Annotated in this window: 10 protein-coding genes; 4 read left to right on the forward strand and 6 right to left on the reverse strand. The window is 46.4% G+C overall.

Annotated elements, in window-relative coordinates; translation table 11 throughout:
• Positions 1-103: 103 nt before the first annotated feature.
• The gene (locus QZW47_RS23130; protein ID WP_293132103.1) at positions 104-883 is read left to right on the forward strand and encodes an ABC transporter ATP-binding protein; all 780 of its coding nucleotides are present in this window, start codon (positions 104-106) and stop codon (positions 881-883) included.
• A gap of 439 nt (positions 884-1,322) precedes the next feature.
• Here the strand turns inward: QZW47_RS23130 and QZW47_RS23135 are convergent, their stop codons facing one another.
• A complete protein-coding gene (locus QZW47_RS23135; RefSeq protein WP_293132106.1) occupies positions 1,323-2,183 on the reverse strand; it encodes a PEP-CTERM sorting domain-containing protein in 861 nt (286 codons plus the stop codon).
• Positions 2,184-2,504: 321 nt separating this feature from the next.
• Between QZW47_RS23135 and QZW47_RS23140 the strand changes: the two genes are divergently transcribed.
• Positions 2,505-3,212 carry an ABC transporter ATP-binding protein gene (locus tag QZW47_RS23140; protein WP_293132144.1) on the forward strand — a complete coding sequence of 236 codons (708 nt, stop codon included), beginning with the start codon at positions 2,505-2,507 and terminating at the stop codon, positions 3,210-3,212.
• Positions 3,213-3,323: 111 nt separating this feature from the next.
• Positions 3,324-3,935: a hypothetical protein gene (locus QZW47_RS23145; protein ID WP_293132109.1), complete on the forward strand. Its 612-nt coding sequence runs from the start codon at positions 3,324-3,326 to the stop codon at positions 3,933-3,935.
• A 222-nt stretch (positions 3,936-4,157) separates the two neighbouring features.
• On the opposite strand, the gene QZW47_RS23150 is transcribed toward QZW47_RS23145, so the two are convergent.
• The 3 genes from QZW47_RS23150 to QZW47_RS23160 all read right to left on the reverse strand — a co-directional run bounded on the left by QZW47_RS23150 (position 4,158) and on the right by QZW47_RS23160 (position 13,076).
• Complete coding sequence (locus QZW47_RS23150) at positions 4,158-9,653, reverse strand: response regulator (protein WP_293132112.1); 5,496 nt, start codon at positions 9,651-9,653, stop codon at positions 4,158-4,160.
• A 526-nt stretch (positions 9,654-10,179) separates the two neighbouring features.
• On the reverse strand, positions 10,180-11,622 hold the full coding sequence (locus QZW47_RS23155) for a hypothetical protein (RefSeq protein WP_293132115.1): 1,443 nt from the start codon (positions 11,620-11,622) through the stop codon (positions 10,180-10,182).
• Between the two features lie 119 nt (positions 11,623-11,741).
• Positions 11,742-13,076, reverse strand: a complete 1,335-nt coding sequence (locus QZW47_RS23160; RefSeq protein ID WP_293132118.1) for a vanadium-dependent haloperoxidase — start codon at positions 13,074-13,076, stop codon at positions 11,742-11,744.
• 775 nt (positions 13,077-13,851) lie between these two features.
• On the opposite strand from QZW47_RS23160, the gene QZW47_RS23165 reads away from it, so the two are divergent.
• Positions 13,852-15,762, forward strand: a complete 1,911-nt coding sequence (locus tag QZW47_RS23165; protein ID WP_293132121.1) for a DUF3466 family protein — start codon at positions 13,852-13,854, stop codon at positions 15,760-15,762.
• A gap of 201 nt (positions 15,763-15,963) precedes the next feature.
• On the opposite strand, the gene hemB is transcribed toward QZW47_RS23165, so the two are convergent.
• Positions 15,964-16,998, reverse strand: coding sequence for a porphobilinogen synthase (hemB, locus tag QZW47_RS23170; protein WP_293132124.1), 1,035 nt, complete (start codon positions 16,996-16,998; stop codon positions 15,964-15,966).
• A 319-nt stretch (positions 16,999-17,317) separates the two neighbouring features.
• Positions 17,318-17,900, reverse strand: a 583-nt coding sequence (gene folE, locus QZW47_RS23180; RefSeq protein ID WP_293132130.1) for a GTP cyclohydrolase I FolE, incomplete at its 5' end; no start/stop codon positions are given.

Consider the following 17,900-nt stretch of genomic DNA (forward strand, 5'->3'; position numbering starts at 1 on the left):
AAGGTGCGTGACGCCAGAGGCCTGCTAGACTCCGCCTAAATCTATTTGCAGTCACGCACCCTACCGGAGAAGATCAAAACTAATATTAAGGAAACACACTAAAATGTCACTATTAGAAGCACAACAACTTACAATGAGATTCGGCGGTTTGACTGCGGTCAACCAAGTTAGTTTAAGCTTGGAAAAAGGCTCGATCGCCAGTTTGATCGGCCCCAACGGTGCGGGAAAAACTACATTTTTTAATATGTTGACAGGTATCTACAAACCGAGTGCCGGTAACTTGTTGCTAGAAAACAAGAATATCACCGGTTTACCACCCGATCGCCTGACAAGTTTCGGGATTGCTAGAACCTTTCAAAATATCCGCTTGTTTAACAACATGACTGTGCTGGATAATATTTTGGTAGGCAGACACAGCAGAATGAAGACAGGTTTGTTGGGTGCAATCCTCCGCCCTCCGACTGCGATCGCCGAGGAACGGGAAGCTAAAATAAAAGCCCTGAATATGCTGGATTTTGTCGGTTTAGGCGTGAAGAAAGCGCCGGAGTTGGCAAAAAACCTTTCCTACGGCGACCAGCGCAGATTGGAAATTGCCAGGGCTTTGGCTTCCGATCCGAAAGTGCTGCTGTTAGACGAACCGACGGCGGGGATGAACCCGAATGAAACGGCTGATTTAACTCGGTTTATTTACCGGATTCGCGATGAGTTGGAGTTGAGCATTTTGCTGATTGAACACGATATGAAGGTGGTGATGGGAATTAGCGATCGCGTGAGTGTGATGGAATACGGTACTAAAATTGCTGAGGGAACTCCCGCAGAAGTTCGCGCAAATCCTCGCGTGATTGAGGCATATTTGGGAAAAGAAGAAGATGCTAACGGGTAATGGTTAGATTTGGCAAAAATAATAAGGACGCTGCTCAGAGCAACGTCCCACAATTTTTATTGTGGGAGGCTGCTCTGAGCAGCATCCTAAAATTTGATAGCAAAAACTTTTACAATCTTGTCTGTTATTGGGCGCCGACAGATAAGCGATATCATGTCCGGTCAATTGACCGCAATAAAGAAGGTTCGTAGTGCGGACTTCAGTCCGCAAAAAGCCAAACAAACAAGGTTCGTAGTGCGGACTTGGGTCCGCAAAAAGCCAAACAAACAAGGTTCGTAGTGCGGACTTGGGTCCGCAAAAAGCCAAACAAACAAGGTTCGTAGTGCGGACTTGGGTCCGCAAAAAGCAGAAAACCGAAGTCCGCCCTACGAACCATTTTTGCCCTCTTAATCAACCCGACGCGCTCTGAGGTGCTACGGCTCGATATTCGGGATTTTTCCTAAACTTTTAATGGGGCCTCAGACAATTTATTCTTGAGTTTTCGCGCCCTGACTAACAATGCTAAAAACATTGTAGTACCTAATATTGTGCTGGGTTCGGGAACTGCTTCTGCTCGTGCTTCTGCTTGTACTTCTGCGAGATTGTTCTTAATTTCTACTAATCTCAAGCTAGTGGCGCTCTCGAATGTTCGCGAATATCTCCAAGAAGTAAAGAAGAGGCTTTCTATTGTGTTTGCTTGTTGATAAGGTGGCCTCAAAGTTAACTTAATTGCGCTGAAATCGAAGTTTTTGCTGCTGCTGTATACGTTGCGAGTGAAGCCATCAGAAGAGTCTAAACTGCTGGTTATTTGGACAGAATCTAACAAAATGTTGGTAACAGTGTCAATCAATCCAAAAAATATACTTCCCCTGGCGCTGGCGCGTTCCGATTGGCGGTTGTCAACTGATGAGAAAAGATTTAAATCTGTCTTAACAGCGAAGGAAAAAGTTTCTTTGGCGTCAATCTCGAAGTCGCCGATCACTGAGGCTTGGCTTTGGGCTAAACCTGCATAGTTGCTGCCGCTACCTGCGACTTCACTCTTGGAGAGATTTTTTGCCAGCAATTCGTGACAGTTAGATATAAAAGCTGCATCAGCGTTGGCTTGGCTAATCACAACACCGTCGTTAGCTATTGTAGCAGTGTTAATGTCAGTAGATGTATCTGTCTCTGTGGGTCTGTGACTGAAGTTGTTAATGATTACTTGTGCGGTAGAACCTGCTATTGTGGCAGCATTGCTGGGCGCTATACCTACAGTCAAGCCAGTTACTAAAGGAGTTACTAATAAAAATGCGATTGCTCCGGTGCTGTGATTGAATTGCATGATAAATTTCCTTAAATTTGCAGAATTTATTCTGCTGTTTTTTTTTGTGATTTATAGCGGTTGGTTTCCCTTACGTATTCATACTATCTCTTTACTTAGAGATAGTTGTAAAGTTACTGTCAAGAAATCCTTTGTTTGATTAAAAGTTCTGTAAAGTTGGCGGCAACAACTTCTGAAAATACATAGTATTCGAGCGATCGCTGAGTGTTGATTTAAGTAAAAATACTGCTTAGTCTAAAAAAGGTTTTTTTTAAATAAATGCAATAAAAATTTATAATGAGTCGGGATAATATAACAAAGCACAAAGCAGAAAGAGTAATTATGTTGGAAATCAAAGACATTCACACGTACTACGGAAATATCCACGCTCTCAAAGGAGTATCGCTCACAGTCTCGCAGGGAGAAGTTGTGACATTAATTGGTAGCAACGGGGCGGGGAAGACTACCACTCTCCGCACGATTCAAGGATTGCTGCGCCCACGCAGCGGCACTGTATTATTTGAGGGTAAGCCTTTGGAATCGCTGTCTACAGAGGCGATCGTCCGTTTGGGCATTTCTCAAAGCCCAGAAGGGCGGCTGATTTTTCCGCGCATGACTGTACAAGAAAACCTGGAAATGGGTGCTTATCTGCGTAACGATACTCTCGGTATCAAGTCGGATATGGAAAAAGCTTTAAATTTATTCCCACGTTTGCGAGAAAGAATTAGTCAAAAAGGGGGAACTCTCAGCGGGGGGGAACAGCAAATGTTGGCGATCGCCCGCGCTTTGATGTCGCGCCCCCGTTTGCTGTTATTGGACGAGCCGAGTATGGGCTTGGCGCCGATGCTAGTGAGTCAAATTTTTGCGATCGTCCGCGATATTAATGCTCAAGGAACAACTATTTTACTGGTGGAACAAAACGCCCGCATGGCTTTAAGTGTAGCCCACCGCGGCTATGTGATCCAAACTGGTGAGGTTGTAGTCGCCGGTAGTGCTAGCGATTTGCAGTCAAATGAAACTGTTCGCAAAGCATATTTAGGTGAGAGTTAAATATGGCATTGGGAATTGGGTAGTCTCCGTTTAGGCAATGATAATTATGTGTTATTTTGACAAGATAATAGCAGCATTTTGAAGTTCATTCTGGAGTAATAAACTATGTCTATGATGACCGAAGCTCTTGAGCGAATCAGTATTTACTGTCATCTCAGCAAGCCAGATAGACGCAGAGAAGAAATTGAAAGAGAACTCAGTTTTTTCCCACTTCAGCTATCTGATGAAGTATATGAATTTTATCAGTGGGCCGGCGCACCTGTAGGTATGACGTATGATTCCGATGGTTCATACAGTAATCCTACATATTCCTGTGCGCTGGAGAGATTTTTAGGAAACGCCTGTGACTTAGCTCATTGGCTGTCTATTGAGGAGGCAGAAAGATATTATTCTTCATCTATTAATGATTCAAAGTATCTCCCATTTGTTTCCTATGAGAATGGCTGGCTAGCCATTGCTGGTTCGGAAACACAGGTTGCAAACTCACCTGTGATACAAAGAGAAGATCGTGACTTTTTATGGTTTCCTAGTTTAACCAACATGATGTTAGCGATCGCCGAGTCTTTGGAAACAGTTGGAACTATATGGCCAGGAGTAACTGGTTATCATGATGAAGATTATGCAACCAACAAATACCACCAAAGAATTCAACAACAAGAAATGCAAGTGGATGCAATTGCTAAAAAGTACGGCTCCCCTAGAGGGATAATTATTACCAACTAATTCTATTGATTCAACAGTCTTAATATCGTTTCCCAGAAATATTGAAAGAATCATTAGTATTGGGCGAGATGCAGCGGAGGGTTTTTACGAACTCTGTTTGTCAGGTGCGTCGCTATTACATTGTCTATTTTTCTGGGGAAGTTAAGGGTGGCGACGCACCCTACAGCTCATAACTAATGACCAATGACAAATGACAAATGACCAATGACAAATGACAAATGACTAATTCTCGATTTCCGATCGCAACTTCCCCGTTTCCAATTCCGTTTCAAAAGCCGTCCGCACCTTTTCCCACTCTGCTTGGGCTTTTGACAGGCGATCGCGCGCGGTACGTGCATCAAAAACCTGTTCCCCTCCAGACTCAACCGCCACGCGGCCCATCAACTCCAACTCCTTGCATACTTCCGAAAAAGACACCGCTCCTAAATTGGCGCTGCTCGACTTCAGCGTGTGAGAAGCCAGCTTCAAACTGTCAGCATCGCCCAGATAAATAGCCTCCTTAATTGTTTCTAAATGCTGCTGTGCGTCTAACAAATATATCTTAATCAACTCCCCCAAAAAATCTGGATCGTCTTCATCGTCTAGCTCGCGGAGGTTGTGCAAAATATCAAAATCAATCGGTGAATTTTCTCCCGGTTCAATGCTCGAAGATTCAGCAGCACCACTGCCAACTTTGTCAGAAATAGCTGGATTTTTTGGCTCAGTAACGGTATTCAATTCATCCCGATGCAGAGGTTGGCACTTGCTGAGGGCGATCGCCAACTCTTCCCGGCGCACCGGCTTAGTAATATAATCGTCCATACCTGCTGCCAGACACTTTTCGCGATCGCCCTGCATCGCATTAGCCGTCATCGCAATAATTCTCGGCTTCTGATTAGCTGGCCATTCCCGACAAATGCGGCGCGTAGCTTCCAAGCCGTCCATCTCCGGCATTTGCACGTCCATCAGCACAACATCGTAAGATTGCCGCTTGCACGCCTCCAAAACCTCCAAGCCATTAGCCGCAATATCGGCCCGATATCCGATCCTGTCGAGCAAATGCGTAGCGACTTTTTGATTAACCACATTGTCCTCTGCTAACAAAATCCGAATCTGAGTAGAATTAGCTGCATCGCGCGTGATAGAATTGCTCGCAACCTGCCTCAAAACCGCAGGCGTCCGCTGCGCGCGGTGCTGTTCTTGAGAATTTTCAAAATACTTCAATCCCGAAGTCAAAGTCGCCACATTTGAAATTTCTCCTTTGCCGCTTCGGCCAGCAACATATCCAAAAACTTGCAGCAATACATTATAAAATTGCGACTGTTTTAGAGGCTTAGTTAAAAAAGCCGAAAAATGTACTTCTGTAGTTTCCAGTTTTTTCCAAACTTCCGCTTTGCTCAAATAAGTAAACAGCACCAAAGGTAGCGTCACTTTGCGAGGGTTTTTAACTTTGATGACATTGGGATTTAGCGCGACGCTGCTAGACAAACTGCTCAACTCCAATGAACGAATCTGCACGGCCAAAGCCACACCGTCCATATCTGGTAGATTCATTGCCAAAATAGCCAAATCGATCGCGGAGTTTTCTTTGATGACTTCCAAAGCCTCGGCACCGTCCGTTACAGCCACGGGTATCATGCCCCAAGCCTGGGCCTGCCGGATCAAAACTTGCCGGTTAATGGCATGATTTTCGACAATTAACAAACGCTTACCAGCAGCAAATTCCGGCAGTTTTTCCTCAGTTGTCCTTTGATTAGCTTCAGCAATCACCGTGAAATAGAAAATCGAACCAGCTCCCGTTACCGACGGCGCCGAAAATCCCGCAGGTGGGGTTCCCGCAATACTTTGTCCGATCGCAGAAAGTGCGTGTCCAGACTTAAAATTTGCCGGAGACACCTGACTGACAACCCACATTTTGCCCCCCATCATATCGCTCAAACGCTGGCTGATAGCAAGTCCCAAACCCGTCCCGCCGTAATGTCGCGTTGTCGAAGCATCCACCTGCGAAAAAGCCTTAAACAGGCGATCCATGCGATCGGGCGGAATACCAATTCCCGTATCTTGGACTGCAAATTGAATCTCATATTGTCTGCTATCTGCCGCTTCTTCCTGGTTTTTTGCTAGCGATGGCGTCTCAATAATATTGATTGCTTTTGGCTGACTCTTAGCAGCTACTTCGTTAATTTTTATAGCTGTACAACAGACCACAATTTCTCCCGATTCGGTAAATTTAACTGCATTTGCCAGCAAATTTACTAAAATTTGGCGCAGCCTCGTGACATCTCCTAAAATATTTTTAGGAACAGAATCATCAATAAAGTAAGCCAACTCTAAACCTTTTTCCGACGCTCTAGGAGCCAGCAATTCCAGAGATTCTTCTATACAGTTTTGCAGGTCGAAGGGGCTGCGTTCCAAATCCATTTTGCCGGATTCAATCTTGGAAAAGTCGAGGATATCGTTAATAATAGTCAGCAAAGCATCGCCGCTGGTGCGAATTGTCTCCACAAAATCCCGCTGTTCTGGAGTTAATTGCATATCTAGCAGCAAACCCGTCATCCCGATTACTGCATTCATCGGAGTGCGGATTTCGTGACTCATGGTTGCTAAAAATTCACTTTTAGCTTTGTTAGCAACTTCCGCTGCTTCTCGGGCTTGCTCCAAAGCTTCATTTTGCTCTGCTAGCTGTCGCTGTCGCTGAACTTCTGTTTCTAGAAGTTGTGCTTGAGCTAAGGTGATTCCGACTTGAGCGGCAACATCTTCTAATAGTTCAATTTCGTCGGGAGTCCACTGGCGAGTTGCATCGCACTGGTGCAAAGTAATAATTCCATTCGGCTCTCCTTGATAGGAAGTGCGAACCGCTAACATAGATTTTAATCCGATGCGGCGGCACATGGGCACGGAAGATTCTAGCAAAGGATCGGCAAACACATCGGGAGATGCCAGGGCTATATCTTCAGCGAGTAGTTTTTCGGTGTAGGGGTTGTAAGTGACAGAAAGTTCTAAATCTAAAGCCGATTCGTGACCTGGTTCTAAGTATTCTGCGACGCAAGGAAGGTGGGGATAAGGTTGGGAAAGATAGGTGTGAATTGTGCAGCGATTGACGCCGAATACGCGCCCGATTTGGGTGGCGGTAGTCTGAAAAATTTCTTGAGTGTCTAATGTCGATCGCACTTTTTGAGTGATTTGTTTGAGCAGTAACACGCGCTGGTACTGACGCTCCAAAGTTCGCTCTCGCTCTTCGCGGGCAATTTCCGCGCCGATGTAATTCCCCATCAACTTTAAAATTTCAAAATTCAGCGGTTTTAAAGGAGGTTTAGCGGTGCGGGAAGTAAAGCTCAAAGTGCCAAAAATTCGCCCTTGCACGATTACCCGCGTGCCGACAAACGCCTCTAACCTCCGCACTGCGTAAGCGGGGTGCTTGCGCCACTCAGTAGTCCCGGCTGATTCGATCGAAATAGGTTCGATCGATCGCAAAACCTCTCGCTCGAAGGTTCTGCTCAAAGAAAAACCGTCTCCTTTAGCAAATCCGAAGGGAAAATCCGACGGTACGTAAGCTGCGAGCACCTCGTAGCGATCGCCCAAAACCCTGCCCAACAGCCCGATATCCATCCCAAACTGACTGCAACCCATCGCCAGCAACCGGGCTGTTCGCTCGTCAAAAGAGCCGGACGATCCCACCATTACCTCGTAGAGTGATCGAATTGCCCGCTCGCTTTCCCGCAGTTCCTCAACTGCTTCGACGCGGTTACAGACATCGTGCAAAGTCCCTAAAATCCCCACTATTTCCCCTTGGGCATTCATCCGGACTTGGGCAAAAAATTCTACCGCCACAAACCCCGAATTCGGATGAATGCCCAATTCATTTTTGGGCGACTCCGAGTTATATTTAAATCGCAGTTCTCGGCGATAAAATTCCGACTTTGATGACAGCAAAGACTCTAATAAATTCACACATTGCTGTCGCTCATCTGGATGCACCCAATCTAAAAAATTAGTGGTCAAACTTTCGGCAACCGAAAAACCCGTGATTTCAGTCCAAGCGCGGTTGAGGAATGTCCAAATCCCCGCCGCATCCATCTGAAAAATGACTGTTGCTTTCAAAGAGTCAAATACTTGCAATTGCTCCTGATCGCGATCGCAGTTTTTGAGTTCTAACTGCTTGTTTGGAGTAATCTCTGTGTGAGTGCCGACCAAGCGCAGCGGTTTGCCTGCTGCGCTACGCAAAACTTGACCCCGGTTCAGCACCCAAACAGTGCTGCCGTCTTTGCCATACATCCGATATTCTGCTGCAAAATCCGCTGTCTTTTGTGCGAAGTGATCTTCTAAAGCTGCCTTTACTCCGTCAATGTCTTCGCGGTGGATGCGACTCCACCATTCCGATCGGCGATTAGAAATTTCCCCTGCTTGGTAGCCCAGCATTTCTTGCCACCGCGCCGAATAAAAAAACTCATCAGTTTCGAGATTCCAATCCCAAATTCCCTGATTGTTGACAGCAGCGGGGAGATTTGGGGGGGGCACGAAATTGTTTTGAGAAATTTCCTCCCTCAGGTGGCGATTGGCTGCCGGAAGCTGTATTTTGGCTGAGAGTCTTTTGTATTGGGCGTTGCTAGATTCTAGCTGGCGCTGCAAAGCCATCAAGCCCGAATGCAGGGATTTTGCATCCAGGGCTTGTAACAGGATAGTTTTAGGGTTGACAATCCCGATCGGTTGACTGCTTTCGTTGATGACTAATAAAGGTAACTGGCAGTAGTTTTTTTGCAGTAGGGTGAGGGCTGCTTCGAGAGTAGAGTGCGATCGTACCAGCGGCGGCGAACTGCTACAAATCGCTCCCGCTTTAATTCTGTTGGAATCTCTGTCTAGGGCCTGCAACTGTACGAGATCCTGCGAACTTACCACCCCAACCAGTTTGTGGAGGTTGGGATTTGTAAATTTGGAATTGTTAGCATTCGTCGAGTTTTGTTCGGGGGTTTCAGTGATTAATACATAACTAACATTGTGTCGGAACATCAGTTGCGCCAAGTAGCGAACCGAAGAAGTAGCAGGAGCGTGAATTATTCGCGAGGTGGCGATTTGAGGGATTTGAGAAAGTTTAATTAAACTCGCCGGCAGCTCTAATTTCGGATGCAAAATTGGCTGTGGCGGAGGAAACGCGAAGGCTGCCGCAGGTGTCCCAGCACTGCTGACTTTCTGCGTCAGTGGCCCGATTTCCTGCAACAGTTTCACGAAGCTTTGAGAGCTAATTAAACCGACAAGTTCCTCAGCATCGCTGACGATGGGCAAATGGCCGATCTGATTTTTTTCCAGCAGATTTGCTAATGCAAAAAAGTCGGGGATTTCCGCTTCTCGCGCTACAGTTACAGTTCTGATCATGATTTGCTCGATCGCAAATCCCTTCAAAGCAGCGCCGATCGAACTTAGCTGTACAACATCTCGGGCTGTAAAAATCCCCAGCACCGTCTGGCCACCGGGATAGTCTGCTTTTGAGCCGTTGAGACTGGGCCCATTGACGGATGGCTGTACCGCACGCGGTAGGCCGTTAAAGAAACCCGAGTTGGCCCGCCATTGTGGGGAAGTCCCATTTGTGGGATTTCCCAGTTGCAAATTCCCGCGCGGTTCCACCACGAGGACGCAACTGGCTCCTGTGCTGCTCATCAGCTCGATCGCCTCTTCTATGGGCGTCCCAGGGGTGACGGTGAGGGGATTGCGGTTGATGACCTGACTGAGAGAGGGAATAAACATCAGGGGGCATGAGAATGATATTTGTTGGAAAAACCCGCACGCGGGCAGCAGGTTGATTGAGAGGCTTTGCCCGCGAGGTTTCCTGTGCGCGCTCAAAGTTTCTGTACGATTACACTCACCCCTAGTTCTAGCATCTTGACATTTAAAATTAATTCTGTGCCAAATCCTGACGATTGACAGGTAATGACAAGTCAGAACCAATGCTATCTGACAGAGGGCCCACATCAAGGCCCGTCGGCTGTTCCTCGGCTGGGGGGTGCGGCACTAGGTGAGGCGAGCAAGAATTTCTGTGATTGTCCAGACGGCACCCTACTTTCTCGCCCTCAACCAAACTCTCGCTCGGATTCTGTTGGAGGCAAGATACCTACACGCTACCAATTTACCAGCCGCAGGACGGGTATCACAAGATGACCATTTAGGTTTTTCAACTGTCGGATTGGGGATTGCTGGGCCCCACAGGCAAAAAATAATTGCAATTGTAACTAATTATATGTTATCCCAATTCTGACTCCTTACGATTTTAGATTCAATTTGGGCGATCGAACTTGATGAGAATAGCGCTGTTCCCAGCTACTGCAAAAGTCGCATTGCCACCCTTGAGCTTTAAGCTACCAACAACCTCATCCATTGCTTTCAAACTGAATTCCCGCACCGTACCATTACCGGCTTCGATCAGAGCAGAAATATCGGCACTGACAGTATAAGAGTTGGCTCGGTCGTTGACAGCCAGCAAGTAAACATTGTTGCTAGCATCGAGAGTAGCAACTGCCATTAAACCCGAAACATTAGTGATAGGAAAAAAGATCGCTCTCCCCCCCTGCAAAGCCCGAATTCCCATCCGCAAAGCATAGTAACCTGCACGCCGCTTGCCCCCGGGCCCCAGCAAAGCTTCTGGCACTCCCGACTTTCCCCAGTCGTATAAAGAGAATACGTGACTGCCATAAATATAATTATCCCCCGGTTTGGAACCTCGGATCAAATTTTTAATCAAACTTAAAGCTAAAGAGAAATCGTTATAGCTGGTGTCATAACTTCCCCATTCTCCCACCCAAAGCTGAGAGTTAGCGCGGACAGTACCTTTCATCCAGCCGCGCACTTTGCGAGTGTAGTTAGAAATGTCTGTATCGTAATTGTGGAAGTTCACCGTATCGAAATAATTAGAAATTTCTCCCAAAGCATAAAGAGGCCAATTGCTGCCGCCTACGGTTGTCGGGCCGTGGATGCGGTAAGCGCGCCCAGGTAAATAAGTTTTGTAAGCAAAGTCGATCGCATCTTTAGCCACCTTCACCAACTCAAAATAATCCGCCATAGTACCCCCCCAACCCTGTTGGCGGTAGTCGGGTTCGTTGTGAATTTCCCAATCATCAACGCCATAATCGTTCCGCACATTCAACCAATAAACTGTAGTAAAAACGTGCTCCCACCACTCGTTCCAATCTTCTTTAGTGCGCGGCGGATTCAGTTGCAGCGCCCAGGAGGGATTCCAGCTATTGTCCACATTGCGAATGCTGACAACCGGGCGAATATTTGCTTGTTTGAGAGTATTAAAAATAGTCCTCGCATTACCTCGCCAAACAGTACCAGGTGCCCCCGACCACCAATAATCGCTACCCTGGGGCGGATCGGTCATAATTTTATCCCACTGGGCCCAATTAATCATATTTGGATCGGCCTTAATTTGGGAGATTTCCGGCCAGCCGTATTTACCATCATCGTCTTCGGGTTCCCACCGGGACATCCCGCCGTAAATGCGGTAGGTATTAATTCCCAAATCTTGTAAATCTTTGAGGTCAAAGTTGATGTTACCTTCGACTGCACCGATGTAGCGAGTGCTGACACCCGCAGCAGTCCCGGAGAATTTAATTGCGACGGCATTTTGAGCAAAAATTGCTCTCGGGCTGTACAACTCCAGGATCAGGGCAATTAAAATGCCGATCGTGAAATTCCGAATAGTTGTTTTTGAGAACACGTGGCTAATGACTAATGATTAAATAATGCCTACAAATATAGCAGGTAATCATGAGTCATTAGTCATGAGTCATTAGTCAGTAGTCAAATACATTGATAAAATTTTCGTAATTCCTATTACTAAAACTTCTCCACAACGTACTTGCCCAAATTCCTGCCCGCCTTCAACCCATCTCGGTTGTCCGACGGCCAATGAGCACCACCATAAACGCGACTCATCCCGGCTTCTTCCGCAGCTTCAGTAATACTTTTAAAAGTCCGAGGCTGCAAATTTACCGAAGCATCGGCGACGGCGGTAAAACTCACATTATCGCCGAATAAAGCCGTCAAAACTGCATCGGCTGCACCGCCAAAGGTACTGTGTCCCGAAACATAAGCAGGAGAAGATGGAGTGTTTAATAAAGGCGTCCAATTTGCATCGGCTGTTGTCTGCGGATTGCCGTCTTTATCTGCTTGCTGAATTCCAGTAAGTGGTCGCCACCGATTGAAGGTGTATTTTTGGTCGCCGTCAATGATGCTGGCATCGGCGAGGGCAATATTCAACACTGCAAATAAACGCACGTTTTGCTCAAAAGTATTACCACGACGAATAGCAATATCAGCAGCAATTTGGTTCCAATGTCCGGGCGGAGTAACAGTACCTGCACTGTCCAGCCAAAATTTGGCGATCGCACTTTGATCGGCTGTCCGAATTTTACTATCTTTTGCTCCTAATTCTTTGAGTTTGTTAAACTCTGCTGTGTATTCTTCGCTAGTCAAAGTCGGCATATTTGCGATCTGAAACTGCGAACCTTTAGTCATTGCAAAAGGTTTGACATTTTTCCAGTGTGGCATGGATGCTGGTTTCAAATCTGGCGGTATGGGTTGCCAATAACCGGGTTGATTAGTCGGAGTATATGTCACCTCGGCATTTGCGCCGTCATCTTTGCGCCATTCCAAGATTTTGTCTGCTACAAATTCTCCTAATTGTACGCCGTCTGTTTTTGATTTCCCTTCAGCTATGGCGGTTAAAGATGCTGTTTTTGCTGCATCTAAAGTTGCTGTTTGTTTCGGGTACAAATTTGCTAACACGCGGTGGGCTGCTGCTACTGCTGCTGCTTCGGCTGATGTACCGGTGGGAGGTTGCACTGGCACTTTGTATACTTTGTGAGTTTTGGAAACAGCGTTCGCCGCATCGTAAATCGCAGCGTGAACCATCGCTAAATTGCGGGCTGCCATTGGCGGTGATGTTTTTTCGGCTTTGATTATATCTAATGTGAGAGCATTCCAGCGGACGATCGCATCCCCAGACTGGCGAATCGGGGTTTGGGCGATCGCACTTTCCGGTTGCAGTAGCGAAACCAGGGGAATTTGTTGCAAGTTAGAACTAATAGTGCTGGCAGTAGCGATCGAACTAACTACCAGACTAATCAGAGCTATAACTGGATTCAGAGACTTGGGCGACTTTAACTTCATAGCGTTTATTGAAAATAATACTCAAGAGCTAGTTGCGACAAGGACTTTAATACCAGTTTGTCAACAAGCTAGTTTTCTTAAGCAATTCTTAAGATAGTTTATTGAAAAAATTCTTATTAAGCAGAACGGCAAATAGCTAATTTCAGGCGTAGAACCTTTACATATAGGTACTTTTAGATATTTTGCTATCAAATAAATAATTATCTTTCCAAAGTTAGTTGACTTTTATTAGCAATAGGCTTTACAATCAACAGCGTCTAGATTAATTGAAGTCAGACGCTTCAAAGTAATTGCAGATACATGATTCTCCTAGTCTTTTGACTGAGAAGATAATGCGAGCCTGTCAGAGAAAGGGCTGATTTCGATAGATCGATCGAAATCACTGTGTCCTGTGGACATTGCTTGACCCCGCCCAAAAACGGATACAGGCTGCCGATTTAAGTAGTCGAGAGCCAAAAATTTTAGACCAAAGTTCAAGCTCCCAGATGAATCTGTGGAGTAAATCTAAAATCTAAAATCTAAAATCTAAAATCGACTGGCCCGCAGATAGCATTTGTGAAAGCGAAAAAAGCTATGCGGAGAAACTTATAAGTTAGATGCGTTTGCCCTGGATTCCAGGTAAATTATTGTTGATTTTTTAAGAAATCAACTCAAATCTTGTAGTGTTTTTTCGAGATTTTAGCATCAATATATTTCCCCAAACGTAAGACTTTTGGGTGCAGTTCTACACGCAATTAAATACACCGATCAACCGTAAATATCATAGGAGTTTTCAATGGTTCCCGATAACGTGCTCAATACATCCGCGAATACAACATCTCCCCTATTTCCCAACACAATAGTTGCAGATTTGGGAATATCCAGTGGTTTATCAACCGTAGACAGCTTGTCAAAGTCGATCGGCTCACCAAGCAGTCTCAATTCAGAAAGAACCGCATCACAAATTAAATTCTCAAATGATGACAGCCTCATCACTGGCGACGGCAGCGGCATGATTTTTGCAGGCCAAGCTAAAGACATTATTGATGCCGGAGAAACAGCAAGCACCATCTTTGCTAGCGAAGGCAATAAAAGCATCACCGGTAGCCCCGGCGACGATACCATCTATGCCACTGCTGGCGATGACATCATCAACGGTGGAGATGGCAACAACCGCGTTTTCGCAGGCAAAGGCAACAACCGCGTTATCACAGGAAGTGGCAACGATTTCATCACCGCAGGTGACGGCAATAACCAAATTTACACCGGTAAAGGCAATGACACCATCACTGTAGGAAATGGCAATAACATGATCAAATCCGGCAGCGGGAACGATACAGTCTCCCTCGGGAGCGGTAGCGACCAAATTGTTTTAGAAGCAGGCGTTGGTTCAGTTACTATATCTGGCTTTAATGCGATCGCCGACAAACTGCGCTTAGGCGGCAGCCTCGCAGGCAAACCCATCTCCTTGAGCACAGAAGCGGGCAACACCCTCGTCAAATCAGGAGATGACTTGTTGGCAACCATCACAAATGTAGCCACAGGAGCCGAAAAATCCATAATTTCAGCCGATATACCCCTCTACCGCTACGAAGTTGTTGACCTGGGTGCGATCGCTCCCACAGGCAATGCCACCCAAGCTAATGCCATTAACGACCGAGGACAGATAGTTGGTCGTTCCCAAACCAGCGAAGTGCTTGGCACGGGGTTCCGCAACCAAGGGTTTATTTGGGAAAACGGGGTGTTCAAGCCGCTGACTAGCACCGGCGTGAAAAATGGCGGCGGCCTTCTGACCGGACAAGAAGTTACTCAGCGGGGTGGAGGTGGCTTTACTGCGGCCATCAATGATTTAGGTGCGATCGCCGGTACAAGCGATGAAATTGCCGGTCAAGCCACAGACCGCGGCTTGCTGTGGCAAAAGAAAGATGGGGCTGACTACACTCTAGATATCACCGACTTGCCAGGTGTGGAAAGCTATTTCTTCGACATCAACAACAAAAATGAAATCGCCGGCCGCCACATTTACGGGCCCGGTGGAACTGCAACGGCTTCCAATCGCACCCGACCTTTCTATGTAGCAGAAGGTTTTATCAACCCCCTGCCGGATCTGGGCGGCGATAGCGGTACCGCGCTGGGAATTAACAATAAAAGTGCGATCGTCGGACAAATTGACAATGACGGACTCAACGACAGAACCGTCAACACTGCGGCTTTGTGGGAAAAAGGCGCAGACGGTAAATACAAACTGACCAACCTCGGCACCTTTGGGGCAGAACAAGCCATTGCCCGCGACATCAACGATGCCGGACAAATTATCGGTTGGACTGCCGCTGGTACCGGTGCCACAGCCACAAGTTCGCCATTCCTGCTGCTGCAAGACGGTCAAAAAATCAACCTCGGCAGCTTTGGCGGCGCGATCGGTCAAACCGCGGGCATCAACCAGTTCGGTCAAGTAGTCGGCTACTCCCAGGATGGGCTAAATCAGGATCGCGCTTTTGTCTGGAACAACGGTAAAATCCAAGACTTGAATAAATTGGTACTCAGAAATCCCAGCTTTAGCGGCCAGCAAGTGATGTTGACTCGCGCTAGTGGCATCAATAACTTCGGCGATATTTCTGCCTACGGAACTTACACCTACAGAGATGCCAGGGGCGCGACGCAAACGGGAACTCGGGCTTATCTGCTGAGGGCATTACCGACAACTTAAATTAGTTGAGATCGACGCAGATGCTCTCAAAAATATCTGCGTTAATCTGCGTGCATCTGCGGTTAAAAATCCCTCTTAGGAGCGCGAATTAAATAATTTACACAAGTTTGTGGGATGGGCGTCCCGCCCGTCCAGAAAGGGCGGGCGGGACGCCCATCCCACAACAACAATAAAAAATGTAAGTTATTTAATTCTCATTCCTTACTTCAACATCAAAGCAACTTCCTTCGCAAAATAAGTCAAAATCAAATCAGCACCAGCTCGTTTGATACTCGTCAAAGTCTCCAAAATAATCCGCTTTTCATCAATCCAGCCCAACTGTCCCGCCGCTTTTACCATCGCGTATTCGCCACTGACATTATAAGCAGCTACGGGCAAATTAGTTGCTTCCCGCACTTGGCAGATAATATCCAAATAAGCCAAGGCAGGTTTTACCATCACAATATCTGCACCTTCTGCTATATCCAAAGCAACTTCTTTTAGCGCTTCCCTAGCATTAGCAGCATCCATTTGATAAGTCTTTTTGTCTCCAAACTTTGGGGCAGAATCGAGGGCATCTCGAAACGGGCCATAATAAGCAGAGGCATATTTTGCTGAATAAGCCAGGATTGCTGTATCGATGTATCCTGCGGCATCTAAGGCTTTGCGAATTGCACCAATTCTGCCATCCATCATGTCGGAAGGTGCTACCATATCGGCACCGGCTGCGGCTTGAGAAACTGCCATTTTTACTAAAACTTCTACAGTTGGATCGTTGAGAATTTTACCGTTTTCGTCAACTAAACCGTCATGTCCGTGTGAAGTGAAAGGATCGAGGGCTACGTCGGTAATTACTACTATTTCGGGGATGTTTTGTTTGATGGCTTTGACTGTTTGTTGGACTAATCCTTCTGGGTTGTAGCTTTCGGTTCCGGTGTCGTCTTTTTTGGTTTCTGAGATTACTGGGAAAAGGGCGATCGCACATATCCCCAAATTCCAACATTCGGCGATTTCTGTTAGCAATAAATCCAGGGAAAAGCGATAACAACCAGGCATGGAAGCAATCTCAACCTTTTGCCCTTCTCCTTCCATCACAAACATCGGATAGATGAGGTCGTCAACTGTCAGATGATTTTCCCGTACCATGCGTCGCAAACCGGGTGTACGGCGGAGGCGGCGGGGACGGATGGTGATGAGGGATGGATTTTGATTGTTTGGAGTGGAAACGGCGGACTCGACGTTGTTTGCGGATGACATAGGAACTGGAGGCAATAATGATAATCATTATTATCCATTATTTCGATCAATTTGCGCGCAGTGGTAGCGCCACTGAATTGAAAAAACAACTCCTCACGCCTGTGTGACAAGCTATTCGACCAATCTGTTCTATTTTGAGCAGAATAGTATCTGCCCACAAATATTTTTGCTCCATATTCAGTTTCGGTAAGATTTTTTACCGCAGAGGGCGCAGAGGGCGCAGAGGGAGGAAAGGGAAAGAGAGAAATATGGTAATCCAATATGACTCTCTTTTCTTTGTTGGGCCTGCAAACACGCAAGTTTTCGCAGATAATTCTAGCTAGTGAAAGCTTGATTTGTGCGCGATTAAACTCATGAATTCTTGACGAGTTCTGGAATCTTCAGCGAACACTCCCCGCATTGCTGAAGTCGCCGTCCAAGAACCTGGTTTTTGCACACCGCGCATTACCATACACATATGAGTTGCTTCGATCACAACTGCTACACCTTGAGGTTTTAGCAATCCTTGAAGTGCGTCAGCAATTTGTGCAGTTAAGCGTTCTTGTACTTGCAATCTGCGGCCGTACATTTCACAAATTCGAGCGATTTTTGACAGTCCAATTACTTTCCCGTTGGGAATGTATGCAACGTGTGCTTTGCCAATAATTGGCAGAATATGATGTTCGCAGGAACTGAAAATATCAATGTCCCGCACTAATACCATTTCGTTAGCATTTTCTGTGAACACTGCTCCGTTGAGCAGTTCGTCGAGAGATTGACGATAACCTCCAGTTAAAAACTGCAAGGCTTTGACAACTCGTTTCGGTGTATCTCGCAACCCTTCGCGGTCTGGGTCTTCTCCCAATCCTAGCAGCAATGTACGCACTGCTTGCCTCATTTCTTCATCTGAGACTGGAGGTTGA

It is taken from the genome of Microcoleus sp. bin38.metabat.b11b12b14.051 (assembly GCF_013299165.1).
Lineage (GTDB): Bacteria > Cyanobacteriota > Cyanobacteriia > Cyanobacteriales > Microcoleaceae > Microcoleus.